At 33.7% G+C, this 21,600-nt stretch carries 20 protein-coding genes, 1 pseudogene and 1 other annotated feature; of the genes and pseudogenes, 4 read left to right on the plus strand and 17 right to left on the minus strand.

All coding sequences use genetic code 11. The features are described 5' to 3' along the window. Positions 1 to 106: 106 nt before the first annotated feature. The 5 genes from LDM90_RS05980 to LDM90_RS06000 form a co-directional block, all read right to left on the minus strand. Complete coding sequence (locus tag LDM90_RS05980) at positions 107 to 1,108, minus strand: D-2-hydroxyacid dehydrogenase (protein ID WP_198213306.1); 1,002 nt, start codon at positions 1,106 to 1,108, stop codon at positions 107 to 109. A 151-nt stretch (positions 1,109 to 1,259) separates the two neighbouring features. After that, the gene (locus LDM90_RS05985; RefSeq protein WP_034977295.1) at positions 1,260 to 1,631 is read right to left on the minus strand and encodes a hypothetical protein; all 372 of its coding nucleotides are present in this window, start codon (positions 1,629 to 1,631) and stop codon (positions 1,260 to 1,262) included. 94 nt (positions 1,632 to 1,725) lie between these two features. Beyond that, positions 1,726 to 2,910 (minus strand): metal-dependent hydrolase family protein, encoded by a 1,185-nt coding sequence (locus tag LDM90_RS05990; RefSeq protein ID WP_223896847.1) that lies wholly within the window; start codon positions 2,908 to 2,910, stop codon positions 1,726 to 1,728. Positions 2,911 to 2,959: 49 nt separating this feature from the next. Next, positions 2,960 to 3,198 (minus strand) — a binding site (T-box leader). Between the two features lie 1,048 nt (positions 3,199 to 4,246). After that, complete coding sequence (locus LDM90_RS05995) at positions 4,247 to 6,310, minus strand: glucose PTS transporter subunit IIA (protein ID WP_223896846.1); 2,064 nt, start codon at positions 6,308 to 6,310, stop codon at positions 4,247 to 4,249. A 1-nt stretch (position 6,311) separates the two neighbouring features. Further along, the gene (locus LDM90_RS06000; RefSeq protein WP_223896845.1) at positions 6,312 to 7,013 is read right to left on the minus strand and encodes an N-acetylmannosamine-6-phosphate 2-epimerase; all 702 of its coding nucleotides are present in this window, start codon (positions 7,011 to 7,013) and stop codon (positions 6,312 to 6,314) included. A 139-nt stretch (positions 7,014 to 7,152) separates the two neighbouring features. Here LDM90_RS06000 and LDM90_RS06005 point away from each other — a divergent pair, with 139 nt between their 5' ends. Continuing rightward, positions 7,153 to 7,974, plus strand: a complete 822-nt coding sequence (locus LDM90_RS06005) for a MurR/RpiR family transcriptional regulator (protein ID WP_223896844.1) — start codon at positions 7,153 to 7,155, stop codon at positions 7,972 to 7,974. 70 nt (positions 7,975 to 8,044) lie between these two features. On the opposite strand, the gene LDM90_RS06010 is transcribed toward LDM90_RS06005, so the two are convergent. The 3 genes from LDM90_RS06010 to LDM90_RS06020 form a co-directional block, all read right to left on the minus strand. Beyond that, positions 8,045 to 8,530 carry a prolyl-tRNA synthetase associated domain-containing protein gene (locus tag LDM90_RS06010; protein WP_223896843.1) on the minus strand — a complete coding sequence of 162 codons (486 nt, stop codon included), beginning with the start codon at positions 8,528 to 8,530 and terminating at the stop codon, positions 8,045 to 8,047. Between the two features lie 29 nt (positions 8,531 to 8,559). Next, positions 8,560 to 9,444: a restriction endonuclease gene (locus LDM90_RS06015; RefSeq protein WP_223896842.1), complete on the minus strand. Its 885-nt coding sequence runs from the start codon at positions 9,442 to 9,444 to the stop codon at positions 8,560 to 8,562. 125 nt (positions 9,445 to 9,569) lie between these two features. Continuing rightward, a complete protein-coding gene (locus tag LDM90_RS06020; RefSeq protein ID WP_223896841.1) occupies positions 9,570 to 12,686 on the minus strand; it encodes a type I restriction endonuclease subunit R in 3,117 nt (1,038 codons plus the stop codon). Between the two features lie 87 nt (positions 12,687 to 12,773). Between LDM90_RS06020 and LDM90_RS06025 the strand changes: the two genes are divergently transcribed. Then, positions 12,774 to 13,331, plus strand: a complete 558-nt coding sequence (locus LDM90_RS06025) for a restriction endonuclease subunit S (RefSeq protein ID WP_223896905.1) — start codon at positions 12,774 to 12,776, stop codon at positions 13,329 to 13,331. Here LDM90_RS06025 and LDM90_RS06030 read toward each other — a convergent pair. The 3 genes and pseudogenes from LDM90_RS06030 to LDM90_RS09500 all read right to left on the minus strand — a co-directional run bounded on the left by LDM90_RS06030 (position 13,328) and on the right by LDM90_RS09500 (position 16,218). Continuing rightward, complete coding sequence (locus tag LDM90_RS06030) at positions 13,328 to 13,861, minus strand: restriction endonuclease subunit S (protein ID WP_223896840.1); 534 nt, start codon at positions 13,859 to 13,861, stop codon at positions 13,328 to 13,330. The two genes, LDM90_RS06025 and LDM90_RS06030, sit on opposite strands and share 4 nt — an antisense overlap. Further along, positions 13,851 to 15,383: a class I SAM-dependent DNA methyltransferase gene (locus tag LDM90_RS06035; RefSeq protein ID WP_223896839.1), complete on the minus strand. Its 1,533-nt coding sequence runs from the start codon at positions 15,381 to 15,383 to the stop codon at positions 13,851 to 13,853. Before LDM90_RS06035 ends, LDM90_RS06030 begins: the two co-directional genes overlap by 11 nt. A gap of 335 nt (positions 15,384 to 15,718) precedes the next feature. Continuing rightward, positions 15,719 to 16,218, minus strand: a pseudogene (locus LDM90_RS09500) (DUF7010 family protein). Between the two features lie 241 nt (positions 16,219 to 16,459). Here LDM90_RS09500 and LDM90_RS06045 point away from each other — a divergent pair. After that, positions 16,460 to 16,894, plus strand: a complete 435-nt coding sequence (locus LDM90_RS06045) for a LytTR family DNA-binding domain-containing protein (RefSeq protein WP_223896837.1) — start codon at positions 16,460 to 16,462, stop codon at positions 16,892 to 16,894. Beyond that, positions 16,891 to 17,349: a DUF3021 domain-containing protein gene (locus LDM90_RS06050; RefSeq protein WP_223896836.1), complete on the plus strand. Its 459-nt coding sequence runs from the start codon at positions 16,891 to 16,893 to the stop codon at positions 17,347 to 17,349. Before LDM90_RS06045 ends, LDM90_RS06050 begins: the two co-directional genes overlap by 4 nt. A 129-nt stretch (positions 17,350 to 17,478) precedes the next feature. Here LDM90_RS06050 and LDM90_RS06055 read toward each other — a convergent pair whose 3' ends face one another. From LDM90_RS06055 to LDM90_RS06080, 6 genes are all read right to left on the minus strand, one after another. Continuing rightward, positions 17,479 to 17,844: a TIGR02328 family protein gene (locus LDM90_RS06055; protein WP_223896835.1), complete on the minus strand. Its 366-nt coding sequence runs from the start codon at positions 17,842 to 17,844 to the stop codon at positions 17,479 to 17,481. Beyond that, entirely contained in the window at positions 17,841 to 18,221 is a 381-nt protein-coding gene (locus LDM90_RS06060) for a YbgA family protein (protein WP_223896834.1), read from the minus strand. The genes LDM90_RS06055 and LDM90_RS06060 overlap by 4 nt, the downstream gene beginning before the upstream one ends. A gap of 117 nt (positions 18,222 to 18,338) precedes the next feature. Then, entirely contained in the window at positions 18,339 to 18,956 is a 618-nt protein-coding gene (locus tag LDM90_RS06065) for a DUF6994 family protein (RefSeq protein ID WP_223896833.1), read from the minus strand. Positions 18,957 to 19,066: 110 nt separating this feature from the next. Then, entirely contained in the window at positions 19,067 to 19,333 is a 267-nt protein-coding gene (locus LDM90_RS06070; RefSeq protein WP_223896832.1) for an AbrB/MazE/SpoVT family DNA-binding domain-containing protein, read from the minus strand. A 187-nt stretch (positions 19,334 to 19,520) separates the two neighbouring features. Then, on the minus strand, positions 19,521 to 20,102 hold the full coding sequence (locus LDM90_RS06075) for an NAD(P)H-dependent oxidoreductase (RefSeq protein ID WP_223896831.1): 582 nt from the start codon (positions 20,100 to 20,102) through the stop codon (positions 19,521 to 19,523). Further along, a complete protein-coding gene (locus LDM90_RS06080) occupies positions 20,099 to 20,638 on the minus strand; it encodes a TetR/AcrR family transcriptional regulator (protein WP_223896830.1) in 540 nt (179 codons plus the stop codon). The genes LDM90_RS06075 and LDM90_RS06080 overlap by 4 nt, the downstream gene beginning before the upstream one ends. Positions 20,639 to 21,600: the final 962 nt, after the last annotated feature.

Raw genomic sequence — 21,600 nt, forward strand, 5'->3', positions numbered from 1 at the left:
TTTCTACACCTGTACATTATAGCAATTTTTCAGCTACAGTTGCTAACTACAATCTTGACAATAAAAAAGTGGCTGACTTTTCAGTCAGTCACCTAATAAGCAGTAACTATTCTTCAACTAAATATATTGGTTTTTGACCGTTTAATACTCGTTTAACATCAGTCATACTGTGTTCAATCATATTTTTAACAGAGGTCTTGGTGTAATATGCGGAGTGCGGCGTAAAGACCACATTAGGCATTTTTGCTAATTCCTGGTACTCAACTGGCAATTCGGAAATATCTTTGAATTTCTTCATGACAATTGCCTCTTCACCAGTCATAACATCCAATGAAGCACCAGCAATTTCTTTGTTCTTCAATGCATCAATCAAGTCTTGAGTATTAACCAATGGACCTCTAGCTGCATTAATGAGATATGCGGTGTTCTTCATTTCTTTAAATTGCTTTGCACTAATCATATCTTCCATTGAAGGCTCAAGCGGTGTATGCAATGTCAAAATATCCGCATTTTTGACTACAGTATCAAAATCGGTATATTCTAAAAATGCTTCATTAGCAGGATTTTCAACCAAGTCATAACCGAGTACGTTGGCTCCTAAAGCATGAAACATTTCTGCAACGCATGAACCAATACGTCCAACACCAATAATACCAACTGTTTGGTTATAGATTTCATCACTCATCAAATCTTCAGACCGAACAAAATTGAGGTGCTCTCTTTCATTATCTAAAATAGGTCCCCATTTTCTCAACAAGTACATTGCAGAAGTCAAAGTGTTCTCCGCCACTGCACGAGGAGAATATGCCGGTGTATTAGTTACAATCATATGATACTTGTGCACAAAGTCAAAATTGACAATGTTATACCCAACAGACCTTAAAGCTATTTGCTTAATTCCATATGAGCTCAGTTTACGATAGACCTCTTCCTCATCTATGTCAAAGACCTGCAAAACGCTGACAACATCATAGCCTTTCGCCATCTCAACAGTCTTAGCATCAAGCTTGTCTTCAGTTGAAACTAAATCATCTTCAGGATGATCTTTATTCCACTTGTCAGCATATACCTGTTGCTCCGGGGTCATATTGTAAAGTAAAGCTTTCATTATTAATCCTCCTTTTTTGGATAAAAAATTTATATCTCTTATTGTATCCAAAATTAGAATAAAATTAAAGATAAATTTTAAAAATAATAATTAATAATTTAAGCCTAATCATATGAAATCTAATAAGACTATCAGATTTGCACATTATAAATTAAATTTTTTGTTCAATTTGGTCGATATTAACCTGTAAAACTTCTCTTAGCCAAGGAAAACGTGCCTTCATTTCAGCAAATTCCGGTCCTTCTGCCAAGAATTTTCCGGTTCCTTTAACATGAAAGCCAGCTCCTGGACCAGCTGTACCCTCTACTTTTTTAGAACCCATAGTCAAAACAACATGATTGTCATTAGCAAAATCATTTTCAATACTATGCATGCCTGCTGCTGGGAGATAAAGGCGATTATTTTCCTCATCGACTTTTACATACGACATCCACGTATTTACCACACTAGCAGGGTTAGCATTAATAGTAACAATAGTGACTGGTCCTTCATCTTTCATTACATCTAAAAACTTCTGATTCATTTTTGTCCTCCTAAAAAATAAAAGAAGCTGCTTTTTTAGTAGCTCCCTTTATTATAGAACATTTGTTCGAAAATATAAAATAATATGCTTATATTTAGTAAGCTCGTTTGCCTTTCTTGTAAACCGCTTTGTCCTTTTGTACAACTGCACTGATTTTTTCTAACGGATTTTCATCCAGAACCAAGAAATCTGCATACTTACCTTTTTCTAAAGAACCGTATTCTTTATCTATTTTTAGAAGCTTTGCAGAATTATAACTGGTTTCTAAGGCTTCAAAATTAGTAAAGCCTTGTTCCACCAACAAAGGCAATTCTTCAGGAGTCATTGTAAAGTCATTAAATGGAGTTCCCGCATCAGTACCCAGAGTGATTTTGACACCAGCATTTTTAGCTTTAGTTATGTTGCCCCGCAAGTCTTTCCAAGCTGCAGCTATTTTATTCATTTCCCATTCAGGAATTTTCCCAGGAGCATATTCGATGAATGCCCAAGCTCCAACTATTGTTGGTGTTAAATATGTTCCTTTTTCAATCATCAACTTAATTTCTTCATCATTAACGTAAAAACCATGTTCAATGCTATCAACGCCGGCTTTAATCGCATTCAAAATTCCTGGGTTGCCCTCCGCATGTGCCGCTACAGTTAAACCTTTGTGATGAGCTTCTTCTACTGCAACGTGCATTTCGGCTTCACTTAATTGGGGATCATCAAGAGAGTCATTCTCAGTCATGACTCCGCCTGTTGCCATAACCTTAATTGCTTTAGCACCAGCCTTAATTCCTTGGCGAACAGCCTTACGCATCTCATCAGGTGAATCAACCAATACACCAAAGTTAGGCAAATCACCATGTCCACCAGTCATAGAAAATGGGTGTCCTGCGGGCACAATTTCTGGTACCTTAGTTAATTTGTTTTTCTTAATTAAATTATTAAGAGCAATATCTATATTATATGTACTGCCACATTCACGAATATAGGTAACACCTGATTTCAATAAATCATGCAAATGTTTAACGGCACGAACCGTAGAAGATACAACATCAGATTCACTGCCACCGTCAGGGGTCAAAGGATCCATAATAATATGAGTATGGCAGTTGATTAAGCCAGGAATCACATACTTATTCTGCAAATCAACTGTTTTATCTGCTTGAGGTGCAGTACCTGTAGCAATTTCGGTAATCTTACCACTCTCGTCATCAACCACTAATGTTGTATTAGACTGAATTTTATCATCAATCCCGTTAAACAAATTAACGTTAGTATAAGCAGTTTTAGTCATCTAAAAAACCTCCAAATTTTTGTATAAAAAAAGCACTCATCCTTTTCTTCTTAAGGACGAGTGCTCGCGTTACCACCTTTTATTCATTTATTACTCACGTAATAAACCTCATTAACTATCAAACAATAGCTTGCAAAAATAACGGATGCAACTCCGCCACTGGCTGATTATCACCAATGGACATCAATTAGAAGCCCATGTTCACTACTTACTGCTAACTGATTTTCACCAAATATCAGCTCTCTTTATCAGCAACAAAATAGTTACTCTGCTTTGCAGGATGTTGTTTATTTAATTGACTTTTAATCTATCATTATTTATTAATTATGTCAACACCATGAAGTAAAAATGAAGAATCGGCAGTTCACTTGGGGGTATAGCATTAACTATTTGGCTAAGAATGGTAAAAAATTTTATCATCTTAGCCTTACTTTTCTGATGTTTTTATAATAGTTATTTTGTTTAACCTGATGATATTGCTTTTTTTAAGTTTATGCTAGGTAAAATTTTAGTAACAGGTAATCGATAACCGCTTTGATGCCACACCTCCAATTACGACTTTAAATTAGTTCTGATTACCACTGTTTTTAGTCGTTAAGCCAGAATGCTAATAATTAATCTATCCCTACTCATATGCGTTTTTTCTACTAATTTGTAACTAGTATTAGCTTAATTGATCAACTAACAATCCTTTTTCCTGAAAGATGTAAAAGGCAAAAGCCTCAACTTTTTGCTTTAATCATCCGCTATTTTATTTCAACGTTGATGAGATATTAGCAAATTCAAATAAAAACTGAACTGATGAAATCCATCACCATTCAATGATTAAATGAATATTAATTATTCTAACTAAAACAACAGTTTATTGAGAAATTAGGTTTATACACAAGAAAGAAAGATACTTAATTAACAATGATTTAAATGTTTAATTAATGTCAAGATTAAACTGATAACTATATTTTTAACATCAGATTCGTTACCATTATTGGCTGCGTTCAGGTCTTAATTTCTTGGTGCTTTTAAAAGCAATATCCTAGTCCTGACCAGAGATTAACGGCAACGAAAAAGATTCTACAATGAAAGTTGATATAATTTAACCAGTTACATTCATAAATAAAAATATTTACCTTTTGTTAATAATTTAGTGGTATTTATTTGATAAATATATACAAATAAATTACTGTATGGTTTTATCAACAAAATAGCTTTTAATTACATTATTTTTAAATACTCTAACTTGAGAAATATATCTTCTTAATACTGGCTAAAACTAAAATCACAATCAACAAACGACCAAACTTTTGCTAACCAATATCATCTTATCTACCAATTTTATTTATTTGATTAAAGCATGATAAACATCATCTTGAGCGTGAATCTCATCGCCTGTTTTAGCATCATCACCTGCTTGTATAACATGATCTACTGAATTTGTAATTACTGTAATAATTGTTGGCTTTTTACCACTTGCTTTAATTTGCTCAAGATCCACTTCAGCCAACTCAGTTTTTGGAGAAACTTTCTCTCCTTCTTTGACTTTAATAGTAAATGGTTTGCCTGCCAGATCAACAGTATCGATTCCCATATGTAATAGTACTTCCAGTCCCTCTTTCGTTTTAAGTCCAATTGCATGCTTGGTCTTAAAAATTGAAACAACTTCACCTTCTACTGGACTGAAAATATGTTGATCACTTGGTTCAATTGCAAAACCTTCACCCATCATTTTTTTAGAAAAGACTTCATCATCAACATCAACTAAAGATTTAAATTTACCGTTAACGGGTGCAGTAAAGTCAATTGTCATTTTATTATTTTCACTTACTGTATTATCTTCAGCATCATGGCTAGTTATGGTCTCTTTTATTCTTTCAGGATGAGCTAGCAAATCATTTATTTCTTGACTATAAAGATCGGCTTTCCCACCAAAAATAATTTGTAGTCCACCTGCAACTTTTAAAACACCTGGAGAACCTAATTTTTTAAATACAGATTCATTAACTTGACTGTTATCTTTAAGTGAAATTCTTAATCTGGTAGCACAAGCAGAAATAGTATTTATATTCTCAGCCCCACCTAAAGCCGCAATAATTTGCTCAGACTCTGTATGTAGACTGGTGGCATTTCCTGATTTTTGATTATTTTTTTCAACGTCATTATCTACTTCAGTTTGCATTCCAGGGATATTGACGTGGAATTTTTTAATACAAAAAGTGAAAACAAAGAAGTAGAGGAAAAACCAAATAACACCAATAATTAATACATTAGGCCAGTTTGTTTTATCTTTTCCTTGCAAAACACCAAACAACAGATAATCTATTAATCCACCAGAAAATGAATTACCAATTCTGATGTTCATAATATCTGCAAGATAGAATGAGCAACCATCAAGAAATGAATGAATCAAATATAACCAAGGAGCTACAAATAGAAATGAGTATTCTAAAGGCTCGGTAATACCTGTAAGAAAAGAAGTAAGACCACCTGAAAGATACAATCCACCATCTTTTTTCCTGTTAGCTTTTGGCAGGCAAAGGTACATTGCTAAAGCAGCTCCAGGCAAGCCAAACATCATGGTTGCAAAACGTCCAGCAAAAAACCGAGTACCATAAGTGAATAAACCATGGAAATTCGGATCAGCTAATTGAGCAAAGAAAATATTTTGCGCTCCGACAACGGTTTTTCCAGCTACTTCTGCTGTGCCGCCGAGTGCCGTATACCAGAACATCGGATAAATAGTATGATGTAAACCGACGGCTCCAGTCAGCCGTAATAAAAATCCGTACAGGAAACTACCAAAACTGCCCATTGCAGCAATTGCATGTCCAGCAGTAGTCAGCCAACCTTGAATTGGAGGCCAGATTAAGTAAAATATTGCACCGATAACTATAGCAGCAATTGCAGAAATAATTGGTACGAATCTTGATCCGCCAAAAAAGCCTAAAAATTGTGGCAACTGAATTTTACGGTAATGATTATGCAAGTATGCAACAACGGAACCTATTACGATCGCACCTAAAACACCGGTGTCAATTGTATTTTTAGGGTTAAACAATTGTAGCAAACCAGAAATTGTCGCAGTATATACAAGATAGGCTACACCACCTGCTAAACCGGCAGTACCCTTATCACCTTTAGCTAAGCCAACGGCCAATCCAATTGAAAAGATTAAAGCCAAGTTACTAAAGACCGCGTTACCGGCAAAATTCATTATTTTTAATGTATTTTGTAACCAAACTTGATTTAAAACTGGAAAAGCTGAAACAGCCGCATCATTTGTTAAAGCTCCGCCAAGTCCTAATAATAAACCGGCAACCGGCAAAATAGCAATTGGCAGCATGAAAGCTTGCCCTAATTGAGTAAACCACTGACCAATTGCAGTGAATCTCTTATTTTTAGCCATTTTATTCTCTCCCTTTTTTAAATACTGAAGTGAACGTCCTAGCAATTTGCAGAGGTCTGGTAATAGCACCACCAACTACAATTCCAAGCGGATTAAGGTCTATTACCTTTTTTAATTCAGCTGGAGTATGAATTTTACCCTCCGCAATTAGTGGCAGGTCAGCATCCACAATTTTTTTAATTAATTGAAAATCTGGTCCAGACTTGTTTTCACTTTCAGCTGTATAACCAGCCAAGGTAGTACCAACAAAATCCATGCCACATTCATAAGCATTCTGCGCTTCTTCAAAGTTTGATATATCAGCCATCATTAACTGATGCGGATATTTCAATTTAACTTTTTTGATAAATTGATTAATAGTTTGTCCATCATGCCGAGGACGTAAAGTGCAGTCAAAAGCTATAACATCAACCTTGGTTTCAACTAATTCATCTACTTCTTTCATTGTTGGTGTAATGTACGGCTCTTCAGGTGGATAATCCTTTTTAATGATTCCGATTATAGGTAAACTAACCGTAGCTTGAATTTCTTTAATATCACGGACTGAATTTGCACGTATACCTACCGCACCCGCTTCTTCAGCAGCCTTCGCCATAAGAGGCATTATCCCTCCTTTTTCAGTATACAAAGGTTCTCCGGGTAAAGCCTGGCAAGAAACAATCAATCCCTTATGAATCTTATTGATAAACTTTTCTTTTTCCATATGTATTTTTACTCCATTAATGTTATTTTTTGAAGTTTTACTTCATAAAGTATGATATTATTTTTTGACGGGAAATGCAATCGTTTTCTTGAAAAAGGATGATATAATTTACTCATTAGCGAAAGAGGCTTTTTAAAAAATGAATTTTATTCAATTATTTAATGAGAACAAAAAAGAGTTGACCAAATCTGAAGTAAAATTAGCTAATTACATTGCTAGTCACGCAGAGCAAGTAATTTACGATACGATAAAATCATTGGCTATAGCTTCAGACACAAGCGATGCTACCATTATTCGCCTTTGTAAAAAACTTGGCTTTTCAGGCTTTTCTAAACTAAAAATTTATTTAGCACAAGAATCAATTTCGCAGAATAAGTTGGCTGCCACTAGTGGGGATAGCAACTTTTATGATAAAAGTGCAAACTTATTGATCGATTCAATCAACAAAACTAAAAGTTTGTTATTTCCACAAAATTTACTTAAAGCGGTAAAGATACTGGCTAAGGCCAAGCGGGTCTATTTATTTGGCCTAGGGCACTCTGGAGAGTCAGCAAAAGATTTTGCTAAAACATGGTTAAGGATAGGTCTAATAGCACATGCTGAAGTTGATCCACACATTCAAGTACAAATTAGTTCATTACTAACAAAAAAAGATGTTGTTATCGGCCTATCTCTTTCGGGTCATACCAAAGATACATATGACTCTTTAAAACTAGCTAAAAAGAACGGGGCAAAAATCATTACCATTTCTAATGAATTGAGCTCGCCCATAGCAAATTTAGGCGACGTTCAATTACAAACAGCAGTGGGAGAATTTATAAATATTGGTTCTGTAGCCGGACAAGTTTCTCAACTTTATCTGTGCGATGTGTTAGCACGCGGGTACGAAATTTATACTAAAATTGATAGCAATTCCATTAAGGAAAAAGTCCTACCAGAAATATTAAAAAAAGAAATTTAATAGTTGCTATAAAAAAAGATGGTAAATCTATTTTTAGATTTACCATCTTTTATAATATTCAGAATAAAAGTTACATCTTTACTACCCTAACAGGATTACCCAAACTTTTTATGACTTTAAGCAAGTCTTGCGGATCTAGCCAAATAGTAGCTGTATTGTCGTTGGGATGAACAGCGATTCTAGACTGCTGACTAAAGTATGAGTCAAGGTAAAACGGTATTTCATGCTCAGGATCGTTTAACAGACCTAAAGGTGTAACTGAGCCAGGTTCCAAATCCATTTTTTCTTTCAAATCTTGCGGCGAGGCAAAACTAAGTCTGCGTGTGCCATTTTCCTCACGAAATTGCTGTAAGTTGACTCTTTTATCGCCCTTAATAGTCAAAAGATAGTAGTTACGTTTCTTGTCATCCCTCACAAACAGGTTTTTAGCATTAGCTTCAGGATATGGCAGAGCAATTTTTTCCATTTCTGCCATATTATAAACAGCTGGATGCTCCACTATTTCATATTTAATTCCGTGTTGATCAAGGTAATGTAATGTTTCGTTTTTGTTCATTTGGTGTTGCTAAATTCGTGTTAAATAGTTTAATCTTTATCAGTATAAAATGATTTCAACCGATACGTTGTCACAGGCTCCACGTAATAATTATATTTTGCTACCAGGTCACAGATTTCCTCACCATCAATCAAAGTGATAATTCTGGTGCCCTGACGTGCCGTCTTAATTGCGCCGCGAGTAAAATCAGAATTCGTAATAAAAATACCAAATTCCGCATTGTATTTATCCATTGCTCCGCGAAACTTATCTATTTCAGGTGCTGGCACATTAGATTGCCAGCGTTTTGCTTGTAGAGCTACTCGGGTAGTCCGATAATCGTTTGAACGAACATAGCCAAAACCATCAAGACCACCGTCAGCAACGTAGTTAACGCCAATCGTGTCATCAACGTCAATCCCCATTTTGGTAAGTAAACCGCGGCAAAAGATTTCAAACCTTCCTGGATCCATTTTCATCAAAGCATCAAGTAAATCTTGTCTCCACTGGTCGTTTTCTATGTCTTCATCCGTAGTTTCTTTAGCAGAGTTAATTTCAGCTAAGCTCTTTTTCTTCAATTCCTGAGAATTATTGTCTTCTAAAAATGGGCGTACATCCTTTTCCGGATCAAAAGTATCAAGATCAACTTTACGACCTTTTTCTGCTAATTCTAATTGATGACCGTCTTCAGCTAAATAGCCTGTTCTCACCAAATAGATAACTGCATAATTCAGCGTATAGTCAAAAGGTTTATATTTATTACCCGTTTTCTTAGACACTTTAATTTTATCTACTTCTTGTTCTGAGATTGCAGTGGAATTGTCACGAATATCTGAACTAATTTCACGTCTTGTAACTTGACCGCCCAAACGACGCATTGCAATCAGAATTTCTTTCATAGTTACATTCTGAAGATTAATTTGTCGATTAGCCATTTAAATACTCACCTGTTTTTAATTATTATTGTCTCTTACACTATAATTAATTTTAGCAAAATTTTTTGATTCAAGAAAACATAGCAGATAAAATTAATTGCTATCTTGGTTCCATAAGAGCTGTATTAATCATCTGCTGCCATCAACTCTGCCTGCTCAACGACAGTGTCAACTGCTGCTGGAGCGATATCCGGTGGGTAACCGTATTTTCTTAATAAGTGTTTGACCGCAACTCTCATTTTTGCTTGGATATTTCTACGTTTTTCCCAATCAACACCAGCCTCTTTTTTAACTAGTTTAACAAGTTCTTGAGCAATTAAATGTAATTTTTCTTCTCCTAAAACTTCAACTGCCTTCTTATGATCAGCCAAAGCATCATAAAATGCAATTTCTTCTTGACTAAGTCCAAGATCTTTTCCTCTTTCTTGTTCAGCATTAATTTTCTTGGCCATTTCAATAAGCTTTCGGATTACCAGTTCACTAGTAATACCCCGCTTATTGTATTCATCAATGGCTTTTTGAAGCATTTCCTGAAATCTTGCTGACATTACCTTATTAGTTTTCATCATCGCTTTTACTTTACCTTTAAGTAACTTTTCTAATAAAGTGATCGCAATATCTTTTTCAGGCATACTTTCGACTTTTTGTAAAAATTCATCAGAAATAAGATCAACACTTTGTCTTTTAATACCCAATTCATTGTAAATATCGATATCTGGTTCAGAAATAATCGATTGATCAAGCAACTGTTGCATTTGATATTTAATATCCTTATGGTTATTATAGTTTGTTGAATTATCAGGTGCTTTTAATTTCATAATGAAAACTTTAACAGTTTTAAAAAAAGCAATTTCTTTACCATAAGCTTGTGCTTGAGGCTGCGTTGCAGTTAATGCATAGGCTTTTTCTAACTCGGTAACCACGTCTAAGAACTTTTTCTGACGTTGTTCATTCTCATGCAAAATCTCATTTGCAACTTTTTGCGTAACTTTCAGTCTAACTGCACCATCAGGAGAATTAAAGTCTGAATAGTCAATTCCATAAAGATAATCATTGGTAATAATGTCATATTTTTCTTTCAGTACGGCAAGCGCTTTATCCATATTAATAGCAACTTGACCTTGATCATCTGTAGAATAAACTTTTAAAGCATCCTTTAGATTTTCTGCAATACCAATATAATCAACTATTAAGCCACTATCTTTATCTTTGAATACGCGATTAACCCGTGCGATTGCTTGAATTAAATTATGACCTTTCATCGGCTTATCAATGTACATAGTATTCAATGAAGGTACATCAAAACCAGTCAGCCACATGTCAACGACTATCACTATTTGTAATTCATCGTTATCGTCTTTCATTCGTTGCTGCAAAATTCGTCTTTCGGATTTATTTGTTTGAAACTTAGACATCTCTGGACCATCCGCAGCAGAAGACGTCATTACAACTTTAATTTTGCCTTTTTTTAAGTCCTTACTCTCCCAATCTGGACGCAATTTTATTATTTCGTCATACAATCTAACCGCGTTACGACGTGACATCTCAACAATCATTGATTTGCCAAACGTTTCTTTTTGACGAGTTTCAAAATGATTCACAAAATGTTTTGCAATACTTTTTAAACGTGGTTGTGCTCCTGCCAAAGCTTCTAAACGCGAAAATTCACGATTTCGTCTGGCATTATCTTCATTAGTAGGGTCATCATCTAGGTCAACTTGTTGTATAAGCCTTTGATATTTTTCATTCGCATCACTTTTTAACTTAAGGGGAAATACATGACTTTCATAATAAATTTTTACAGTTGCATGATCATTAACAGCTTGCGTAATGTCATAAACATCGATGTAGTTCCCAAAAACAGCCACTGTTGACTTATCTGCTGTAGACAAAGGGGTGCCAGTAAAGCCTATAAATGACGCATTAGGCAGCGCATCTCTTAAATACTCAGCAAAGCCATATCTCAAGCCACTACTAGTAAACTTGGGCTTTAAACCATATTGACTCCTATGGGCCTCATCAGCAATAACAATAATGTCGTTTCTTTTCGACAGAACAGGCATCCTAGTTTCACCACTATTAAAATCAGGCGAAAATTTTTGAATAGTAGAGAAAACTATCCCACCCGCTTGTTTTTTCAGCGTTGAACGTAATTCATCGCCAGATTCAACATGCTCAGGATTTTGACGCAAATATTCATGTGCTGCAGCAAAGGTATCATATAGTTGATCATCAAGATCATTACGATCATTAATTACCACAAACGTAGGATTGTTTAATTTACGAGCAGCTATACTAGTAAAAAAGACCATTGATAAGCTCTTACCTGAACCAGTTGTATGCCAAACGACCCCAATTCTCTTATCATCGGGGCTTTTAATTGCCTTGTTAGCAGCTTTAATTGCTTTATTTACCATGTAGTATTGGTGATAGGCTGCAAGAAGTTTGATTGTTTTGTCGCCGTCTGTTTCAAAAATTATGAAGTTTTCAATGATATTAAGTAAATCTTTTGGCCTGAGCATGAACTTTATCATTGTTACTAATTCCAGTTCATCTTCAGATTCACTATTCTTAGGAGCTCTCCATCTCATAAAACGATCAAATCCGGCAGTTAATGAACCAGCTCTTGCATTAATACCATCAGAGGTAATCAGGATTTCGTTATATTTCATATAGTCAGAAATATCAGATTTATAGGTTTGTAATTGCTGGTAACCACTTTCTATACCAACATGTATATTGCCAGCGTCCTTAAACTCAAAAGTAACTACAGGAATACCATTGATAAACAGTGTTGCATCAGGTCTACGTTCTCTCTTACCTGCAAAAGTAAATTGATTGGTAGCTATAAATTCATTAGCATCAAATTTTTCAAAATCTATCGGATATAGTGTATCTGTATGATTCTCTCCGTTTAAAGTAGTTCTCACTTTGATACCTTCAATCAATAACTTATGAAAGTAATGGTTGTTTATCATCATATCTGGATTATCAGCTAATCGAATTATTTGTCTAAATGCGTCTTTATAAATTTCTTCGTCATAACCAGGATTAAGTCTCCTAAGAGCTTTATTTAAGTTATCAAATAAAATTGCTGAAGTATGATCATTGTTACGTGCAGCATCAATAATTGGATTAGGACCACTTGAAATAGGACTTTTAAACACCTTATACCCCACAGTCTGTAGGGTATTTAAGGCTAAATTTTCAACATCTGATTCTAAAAGATATCCTTTTGACATATTAATTTCACTCCTTTCTATACAGATATTGGTTAACTAAATGATAATTTAGATGATTTACTGACCTTAATTTTTGAGAAATTTGCAATTAATGAGAAATTCGAAAAAAGTAATTTAGTTGGTATTGCTAATTTTAAAAATGGTCTCCCAATGCAAAAATTTCAATGTGAAAAATTTGAAAATGGAATACCAGTACTTAAAATTAGAGAATTAAGCCAGGGATACACTGACAGCTCATCAGATAGATGCTCTATGAAAATTAACAAAGATTATATTGTGAAAACAGGTGATATTGTTTTTTCTTGGTCTGGTACCCTTATGGTAAAAATCTGGTCAGGAACTACTTCTGGGTTAAATCAACACCTTTTTAAAATAACATCAAAGAAATTTCCATCTTGGTTTATTTATGAGTGGACAAAGCATTATTTAAAAAAATTTAAATTAATTGCTGCTGGAAAAGCAACAACCATGGGACATATAAAAAGAAGTGACATTATGGACTCAATTGTTTTTATACCAAATTACAAATTTTTAAGTCAATTAACTAAGATAATGAAACCTATTTACGATGAACGAATTAAAATAATTAAACAGAATCAACATTTAAATTGTCTAAAGAAGGAATTTTTAACTAAATATTTCTAAGCAGCTAAATTATCATTTATCTGATCATTTTCCTCAATTTTTTTAAAAATCGGATTCAGTTTCTGAACTATTTTCTTTTGTTCTTTTAATTCCGGTATGTCGACCGTAAAATTAGACATTCCTTTCCCAGAAATTTCTTTAAAAGTAGACCCAGATGCTATTTGCTCTAATTTATCCTTACTTTTTAACATTAAATAATAAAGATATTCAGGTATTACTTTTGAAGTATTTGGTACAATGCTTTTAAAGCCTTGACTCGTAGCTAAATCTGTACCTGCCATTGCAACGTAACCAATAGGAGCTCTGGAGCTTACTAATATGCTATCAACAGGCAATAATTTAGCGCTAGAATTTTTTAATCCTTCTTCAGAAATATCTTTTGCACCATGCCCAATATATTTTTTGTGATAGTCACTCAGGTCTTTAGGCGTTATCCAAGCTATTCCATTTTTTGAATAATATTCAGCATGCTTAGTGGATGGAGTTCCCCCACCGACAACTTTACCTATTTCTGATATTTTATATTTCATATCCAAGCTCCTTTAAAACATCTTTTATTTGAGCTTGAAGTTTATCGCTTTCAGCAAATTCCTTTTTTAGTTCACCAGTAAGGCGTGCCATTTTAACTTCATAAGGTTCACCATCATCTTCTTGTTTGGCTAAACCTACATAACGCCCCGGGGTCAAAACATAATCGTTTTTTGCAATCTCATCTAAAGAAGCTATTTTGCAAAAGCCTGCAACATTTTCATACTTCTGCTTGTTAGTCCCACGATAGGCATGATAAGTGTCAGCTACCTTAGCAATATCCTCTTTAGAAAATTCTCGATGAGTTCGATCCACCATTTCTCCAAGATTACGTGCATCAATAAATAAGGTTTCACCTTTACGAACCCGCTCTCCTTGAGAAGCTTTATCCATGTCAATAAACCATAATGAAACTGGAATTCCTGTTGAATAGAACATCTTATCAGGCAAAGCTACAATAGCATCAATTTTATCGTCTTCTAAAATTGCTTTACGAATAGCATATTCGTCCTTTGTAGAAGTCGATAATGCGCCGTTTGCCAAAACAAAACCAGCCTTGCCATTAGGCGCTAATTTACTAATTATGTGCTCTATCCATGCATAATTAGCATTACCGGTTGGAGGTACTCCATATTTCCAACGTGAATCTTCTCTTAGCTTTTCTCCATTCCAGTTTTTAACATTGAATGGTGGATTAGCCAGAATAAAATCAAATCTTTCACCTTTATGTAGATCGTTGAGAAAAGTATCACCCTGATGAGGTCCAAGATTATTATCAATACCACGAATAGCTAAATTCATCTTAGCTAATTTCCAAGTGGTCGGGTTTGATTCTTCTCCATATACTGAAAGATCATTAATCTTTCCTTGATGTTCCTGCACAAATTTATCAGATTGAACAAACATACCACCAGAACCGCAACAAGGATCATAAATTCTGCCTTTATAAGGTTCAATCATTTCTACTAGTATTCGTACAATAGACCGAGGAGTATAAAACTCCCCTCCCTTTTTCCCTTCCTGCGAAGCAAACTCATTTAAAAAATACTCATAGACACGTCCCAGCACATCAGATTGCTTAGCTTTTTCGTTTCCTAAACTGATATCGGAAATTAAATCAACGACTTCGCCCAACCGGGTTTTATCTAAGTCAGGCGAGGCGTAATTCTTACTCAATACACCGCGCAAAGAATCATTATTTTTTTCTAAAGCATCCATGGCATTATCAATAATTTCACCTATTTTAGGTGATTTAGCAGAATCTTTAATCAATTCCCAACGTGCTTTTTTCGGTACCCAAAAAATATTTTCAGAAAGATACATATCAGGATCTTCTGCATCTTCTGGAAATTCTGTTTTTAATAACTCGCTTCGTCTAGCTTCGAAAGCATCGGAAACATATTTTAAAAAAATCAATCCTAAAACCACATTACGATATTCAGAAGCATCCATGCTTCCTCTTAAAGCGTTTGCAGTTTCCCACAGTTTGTTTTCTATATTTAATTCTTTTGTATTTGCTGTCATATAATAATTTCCTTTTGTCTTCAACTTTAATCCTTATGTTAAAAACCTTAATTAAATTATACACTTTGAATATATATGTGTGTGCTGATTTTCTTAATTTTATAAATTAGCAGTTATGAAATAACAGTTTTCTTGATTTAATTTATGTGTTTATAATTTGTATCCGCTTAATAATTTATGGTATCAAGCTTTTTAAAACTAATCATTTTAGTTTTAAAATATTCAAATTTGCTTTTCTAAATACAATTAAATACTATTTAGTATTTATTAAGTCATAAAAAAAGAACAGATGATTAATATCACTGCTCTAAATATAGTTTTTATTTACTTAAAAATTATATTTTCCTATTTTCCCAAACTAAAGCCAAAGAAAAGATAATTTCAATTCCCATCATTGTTAAAGCCAAAATTGCTGGCTCAAAGTTTAGTCCAATGATTAAAGCCAAAAAGGGTATTAAAATCGACAAGACCAAATAAACCCTTGACTTATAGAGCCAACTATATGGTAGCAAATGTGCGCCAAAGATAATTGCTAATATCATAAGCATTTTTTCTGCTATAGTTGGATAAATCCACATTGCAATTAGCAAATACAATGCTTGATTAACAGAAAACAGTATTCCTAATTCAGTTAATGGATTCCCTTGTATTGAAAATCAACCTTAATTAGCTTAGAGACAAAATAAGATAATGGCAATAAAACCGCAGCACAAACAAAAGTAAAAAGATTTTTCGTTAATATTGGCATAGACGAAAAGTGAATAATTGAAATAGCTAGCCAAATAATAATTGAAGCCAGTATTATATGCACTCCTCTTTTTTTGTTTAAGTGCACAATCTAATCTTAATTCATTAATTTCTTTCATCATCTTCATCCTTTTAAGTAAAAAACTTTTCTTTTAAATTATACTTTAGTATATTCATGCACTTAAACTCTCTTTTTATTATAAAAGCTAAATTTTAGCCAGAAAGACAGATTTTGTAACCTTTAATGACACTTATTCCACCATTTGCAGTAATCTAGGATAAAAGTTGAATTCATCTACTATACTTATTAACAGAAAGGAGCGCCAGGAATGAAAATTAATTGTCACATCAATCCTAATATTAGTGAAGAACACGGTGAATTATGGATCAAAAAAATGACACCAGCAATTAATGAACTTTTGCAAAAATTAACAAAGTCCGAAAATTCTTTATGGTGCCATTATCAATCTCAAATTTATCCGATTAATTTTGAAGATATTTATTCACTTGAAGTTGCTAATAGAGATATTAATGTTTATACAGAAAAGCAGCAACTTACATATAATGATCGTTTATCTAATTTGAAAGCAGATCTACCGAACTATTTTATTGAAGCTTCACGCAGCGCTATATTTAATTATCAGCATATCGACCACCTTGAATTACTTAATAATGGGTTAATCGATGTTGTTCTGACTAATAAGCATCGCGTACAAATATCAAGAAGAAATATTAAGAACCTGAAAGAGAGGTTAGGAATATGAAAAACACAAAGAGATTTATCATTTATTTGTTTAATTTTGCGGTTAGGGGAATCTTCATTGGTTTGATGATTTCTATCTTTTGCAGTTATGCATCACATAGCCCAGTCTATGTCCCATCTAGTCCATCTTTTACGACAAAATTTAGTAATTTGCTCAATGCTTTTAGCGTCTCAATTATTCTTTGGGCGGTTACTGGAATATTTTTCGGTTTTGGCAGTTTTATCTTCACTATTAACCAATGGTCATTATTAAAGAAGACGGTTATAAATTTCTTTACCTACTATTTTGGGTTTGTTTTTTTGGCCCTTTTAGCTGGTTGGGTTTCGTTAAATTTGATTAACTTTACAAAATTTACTGTGATTTTTTTCATCATCTACTTAATTTGCTGGTATTATAATTACCATAAAATTGCAAAGGAGATTGCAAGTATTAATTATAAAATCAAAAAAAAGTAATCTAATTACCATGGCAAAAAAGTTGAGCATTCATGTCAAAGTGCTCAACTTTTTTACTTGCGTTTCTTAAAAAAATCTAGGAAATTGTCATCATCCAGTGTCAATTTTGCAATTTTTAGCAAACTAAACTTAATATAAATCAATTCCTTTTTGGTGCAAATTATCCAAACAACTTTGTAAATATGCATCGTCGTGCTCAGGGTATATCGGATCGGTCCAGGGAATAGCCGGTAAACTTTCGTACTCAGGACAATATTGTCCTCTATAATAAGGATCAAACCATTTAACATCTGGATGATACTGGCGCCGTTGCATTTCAGCTAATACTAACAAATGAAATTGATACAATTTATATGGTGAATATTGAAAAACATAGTTAACAGTAGAATGTGGTTTGCCCCAGCCACGTCCGCGCAAAGCTGCAATTTCTCGATGTTGCCCTAATAACTGTTGCCTAGGCAATCGCCAAATTAAGTCTTGATGCCATAACCTCATAATTTTTCTCTATTCTCCTGAATTAAACGTGAATTTAATAAATAAGAAACTTGATACTTTTCAGCTAAATGACTTAAAAATGAACCCAATTCATCTTCTGTTGGTGATAATTCTTGCAATAAATGTAAGTAAGTTTGTTTTTCCTCTGGCGTACAAATTTTCTTAAAATAGCCCCAGACATGCTGATAAGCGTTGGTTAAAGTTTTAACTGTTGGAGTTTGACTGGCCGCTTTTTCTAATAAGTTCTTGAATTCAATATTCTTTTGTTCTGGCCATTCGTTGTCTTTAGCCAGCAGCCTAATCTGCTCATAGCACTGTTGCGAATGAGCCATCACCCAATATTTATTATACGCCCACTCTTCTTGCCATTTTTCCATTTTCATTTGTCCTATTTTTCGCGCATTTACATGTATAGTTTTATTAATAATAAATGCTCCCTGACTAAATTTTATTACTAAATACTATTTCTAAACAAATGATTCAAACTAAATTTATTAAAACAACTTGTCCAAAGTTAACAGCTGTTCCATGTATCGTTTTTGAACATTTTTATTCTTACCTTTACTCTTAAGTTGCTGTAAATCACCATTAACAGTTTTTCTTTGTCCAAATTCAATATCCAACACATCATAGTTTTCATTAACAAAATCTTCGAAGTGCATTTCGTGAACAAATTTTGGAAAATCATCAGTAAAGGTATCTAGCCAAATTTTAGTATTATTATTTTGATATGCTTTTTGCATTGGTGTTTTTTCACCCATAAAGTAATGTTTCAAATCATATAACAAGTAATCAATGCGGTCGTAATAAATTTGATAGCGATAAGTATTTATTGTTGGAACTTTACGTTGCGACCATATGAAATGTAACTTTACACTTGATCTTATTTTGGCATAATTTGACAAAAATTCTGGCGCACTTGACCCTAAATCTTTTAAACTTTTAACACCACAAACAATATCTGCTGACATTTTTATCTTTTGATTATTGACGTCAACAAATAAATTACATTTCTTGCACTCTAAATTATATTTAAGAGCTAGATTTTTGTATAATTCATCATCACAATCATCTGGATCTTCATATAGAGCATCTTCAACATTTTTGACCATTTTAGGATCATTAGTTTCCAACCAGCTGTAATAATCACTTTGATAGAAGTTTTTAAACGCTCAATGTTTTTTAAATATACTTGCAAAAGTCATTCATTCCTCTGACTCTATTAGCCATTAACCATCCAGTCATGGAAATCCGGTGATTTTCTAGGGTCAAAATAACCATTTTCATCGATTTTGACATCCTCAACTGGAATTTGCTTAACCAAATTAGTCCAATCTAATGCCGTTAATACTTTTTTGATAGTAATTTCACCATTCTTTAGCTCGAATGACACTTTGCTTCCCTTTTTCAAACCTAAAGCTTTTCTGATTCGTATTGGAATAACTACTTGTCCTTTTTGTGAAACTTTACCAATCAAAACGCGGTCCATAACTATGCCTCCTTTTTAGTTTACTTCTATTAATTGTTTTACCAAAAATACCTGTTAATGCCCAAAATTATATCAATTAATTTTGTTAACAAAGTATTTGACATCAATAAAGCATCGCTTAAGAATAAATTATTTAGTACAAAATTCTCTTGTTTGTTAAACAATTGAAAAAACAAGTGGAAACTTTTTAGCTAAAAATCTGTTTAGTTAATTGGTCTAAGTATTTCCTCCTTCGTTCAAGAGAAGAATTAGTAAAACCACCAAAATTTTGCCAATAACATTGCCTAAACCCTAATTGGCGCAAAGTTTTGTTAATGAAAATTTTTTTAATAGCATTACCTAAAAAGAAACGAATATACCATGTTGGTGAAGTTGAAATGGTTAGCACATAGCAATGTTTAACATTAGTCAACTCACCTTTCACTCCTATTTTAGTAACAGTGTGTGATAAACCTTCTCCTTCTTTCATTACCTTGTCAACAAATCCTTTTAACATCCCTGGAATATCATTCCACCAAAAAGGAGTAATAAAAATCACAGTATTCGCTTGTTGACATAGTTTTAGGTATTTAGTAACTAGAGGATCGGTAGTTTGACCATGATGATAGAGTTTCAATTCTTCCTTTGAGTACACTGGATTAAAATGATCCGCATACAAGTCTATTATTTCGTATTTCTGATGAGCAGCACTTAGATTTTCTTTAATTATTTTTAGTTCCGCATGATTAAAGCTCTGATCATAGGGATGACAATAAATTATCAAAATCATTTTTTACTACCTCCAATCATTTCATTTAGGGTTTTTTCAACTAAAATAGGCTCATATTCAGCTACCCTGTTTATGATTAACAATGAATATCCTTGAATAAAGGCCCAAATCTGAGTAAAGAATTGTTGATCAGTAACTGCACCGCTGTTTATCTGATGAACTAACCTCATTACCTGATCGTAAAATTGAAAATCATGATTGGCATGTTGGTAAAAATTCTGCAAACTTGAATTAAAAAATAGGAAGTTGATTAGCTTCGCCTGTTCCTGGCTCAACTTACAGAATTCATTAGCTAATGAAAGTAGTTCATCCTTTGGTGAACTCTCAGAAGTAGTAATCAGTTGTTCAGCAAATTGCTGTGATAATTTAATCGACACTTGGTAAAACAACTCATCCTTGTTTTGAAAGTATTTATAAATGGCCCCAGTAGTCATTCCTATTTTTGTTGCCAATTTACGCATCGATAAGTTCTTATAATCATCTGTTTTTATCCATTCTATCGTTGCTTGAATGATTTTATCTTGTGTATTGTCCATTTTACATACCTCCTTAAATAACACCGTTATCTGCAATCTAAAATATAACACTGTTATCTGAAGACGTCAATAAGATTAATAATTTAAGATATTACCAAGTAGAAAACAAAAAAGCGTACTAACTCCAATCATTAAAAAATAAATTAGTACGCTTTTATTCTATTAAAATGCCACATATACGGGCTAGTACTTATTTCCTAGTCCGTTCCAGTACCGTCACTGCTTCAACATGCGGTGAGGCAATTGCGCATTGAGGATAAGTGGCAATGTGTCGTGGTTGTCTATGTCCGTGTAATAGTAGCTTTTATGTCTACACAGCCGTTATGGCTCATGGATTTGAGAATTTTCAACATTACTCAAAGGCAAAATTTTTAATCGGTCTGTGGAAAACCATCAGCCCTATTAATTAAAACTGTGCGTTTGTGGGAACTCAACTTTATTCCAAGGACAAAACCCAGATATGATTATAACCACCTTTGCGAGAAGTTTTATGGGCGGTGACTGTTTTCTCGAGATGAGGTGGTTCTATGAGCTATTCTTCAAAAAGAATTCGGTCCATGAACGTCTACCAGGCGCTTATGCTAGCGTCAGCATTTGCGACTTTAATCGCGCCTTGCTGACATTTATTTTCACGTTTTATGCATAAAAGGCCGCCCAATTTGGCAGGTTGCGAACGAATTTTCTGAAGATATAAAGGTAACCAAGTCGCTTTCTTTATGAAGGATGGGACAAAAGTTAGACAAAATTGAATAATCAAGCTGCTAAGGTATGATTAGAATATTTAACTGGAGTCATGCTTATTTAAGTCGTTCTGACGTTGTTTAAGTATGAACATATTCTTAGTCAATTCGGTTATTGGGCAACATCTTAAGCATATTACTCACGACTCTTTAGAGAATAATCTTTCCATAGTAATTAAAAAATCATTTTAGTTTGTCCGAATTATCAAATATTTCAAACCG

This window comes from Lactobacillus huangpiensis (assembly GCF_019972815.1).
GTDB classification, from domain to species: Bacteria; Bacillota; Bacilli; order Lactobacillales; family Lactobacillaceae; genus Lactobacillus; species Lactobacillus huangpiensis.

Bases quoted from the DNA above. Each gene is read 5' to 3' on its own strand.
- LDM90_RS06020 (WP_223896841.1), bottom strand. From the start codon at position 12,686: ATGTCAAAAGGATATCTTTTAGAATCAGATGTTGAAAATTTAGCCTTA.
- LDM90_RS06055 (WP_223896835.1), bottom strand. From the start codon at position 17,844: ATGAGGTTATGGCATCAAGACTTAATTTGGCGATTGCCTAGGCAACAG.
- LDM90_RS06070 (WP_223896832.1), bottom strand. From the start codon at position 19,333: ATGGACCGCGTTTTGATTGGTAAAGTTTCACAAAAAGGACAAGTAGTT.
- LDM90_RS06050 (WP_223896836.1), top strand. From the start codon at position 16,891: ATGAAAAACACAAAGAGATTTATCATTTATTTGTTTAATTTTGCGGTT.
- LDM90_RS06035 (WP_223896839.1), bottom strand. From the start codon at position 15,383: ATGACAGCAAATACAAAAGAATTAAATATAGAAAACAAACTGTGGGAA.
- LDM90_RS06005 (WP_223896844.1), top strand. From the start codon at position 7,153: ATGAATTTTATTCAATTATTTAATGAGAACAAAAAAGAGTTGACCAAA.
- LDM90_RS06045 (WP_223896837.1), top strand. From the start codon at position 16,460: ATGAAAATTAATTGTCACATCAATCCTAATATTAGTGAAGAACACGGT.
- LDM90_RS06030 (WP_223896840.1), bottom strand. From the start codon at position 13,861: ATGAAATATAAAATATCAGAAATAGGTAAAGTTGTCGGTGGGGGAACT.
- LDM90_RS06080 (WP_223896830.1), bottom strand. From the start codon at position 20,638: ATGGACAATACACAAGATAAAATCATTCAAGCAACGATAGAATGGATA.
- LDM90_RS06010 (WP_223896843.1), bottom strand. From the start codon at position 8,530: ATGAACAAAAACGAAACATTACATTACCTTGATCAACACGGAATTAAA.
- LDM90_RS05995 (WP_223896846.1), bottom strand. From the start codon at position 6,310: ATGGCTAAAAATAAGAGATTCACTGCAATTGGTCAGTGGTTTACTCAA.
- LDM90_RS06015 (WP_223896842.1), bottom strand. From the start codon at position 9,444: ATGGCTAATCGACAAATTAATCTTCAGAATGTAACTATGAAAGAAATT.
- LDM90_RS05990 (WP_223896847.1), bottom strand. From the start codon at position 2,910: ATGACTAAAACTGCTTATACTAACGTTAATTTGTTTAACGGGATTGAT.
- LDM90_RS05980 (WP_198213306.1), bottom strand. From the start codon at position 1,108: ATGAAAGCTTTACTTTACAATATGACCCCGGAGCAACAGGTATATGCT.
- LDM90_RS06000 (WP_223896845.1), bottom strand. From the start codon at position 7,013: ATGGAAAAAGAAAAGTTTATCAATAAGATTCATAAGGGATTGATTGTT.
- LDM90_RS05985 (WP_034977295.1), bottom strand. From the start codon at position 1,631: ATGAATCAGAAGTTTTTAGATGTAATGAAAGATGAAGGACCAGTCACT.
- LDM90_RS06060 (WP_223896834.1), bottom strand. From the start codon at position 18,221: ATGGAAAAATGGCAAGAAGAGTGGGCGTATAATAAATATTGGGTGATG.
- LDM90_RS06065 (WP_223896833.1), bottom strand. From the start codon at position 18,956: ATGGTCAAAAATGTTGAAGATGCTCTATATGAAGATCCAGATGATTGT.
- LDM90_RS06075 (WP_223896831.1), bottom strand. From the start codon at position 20,102: ATGATTTTGATAATTTATTGTCATCCCTATGATCAGAGCTTTAATCAT.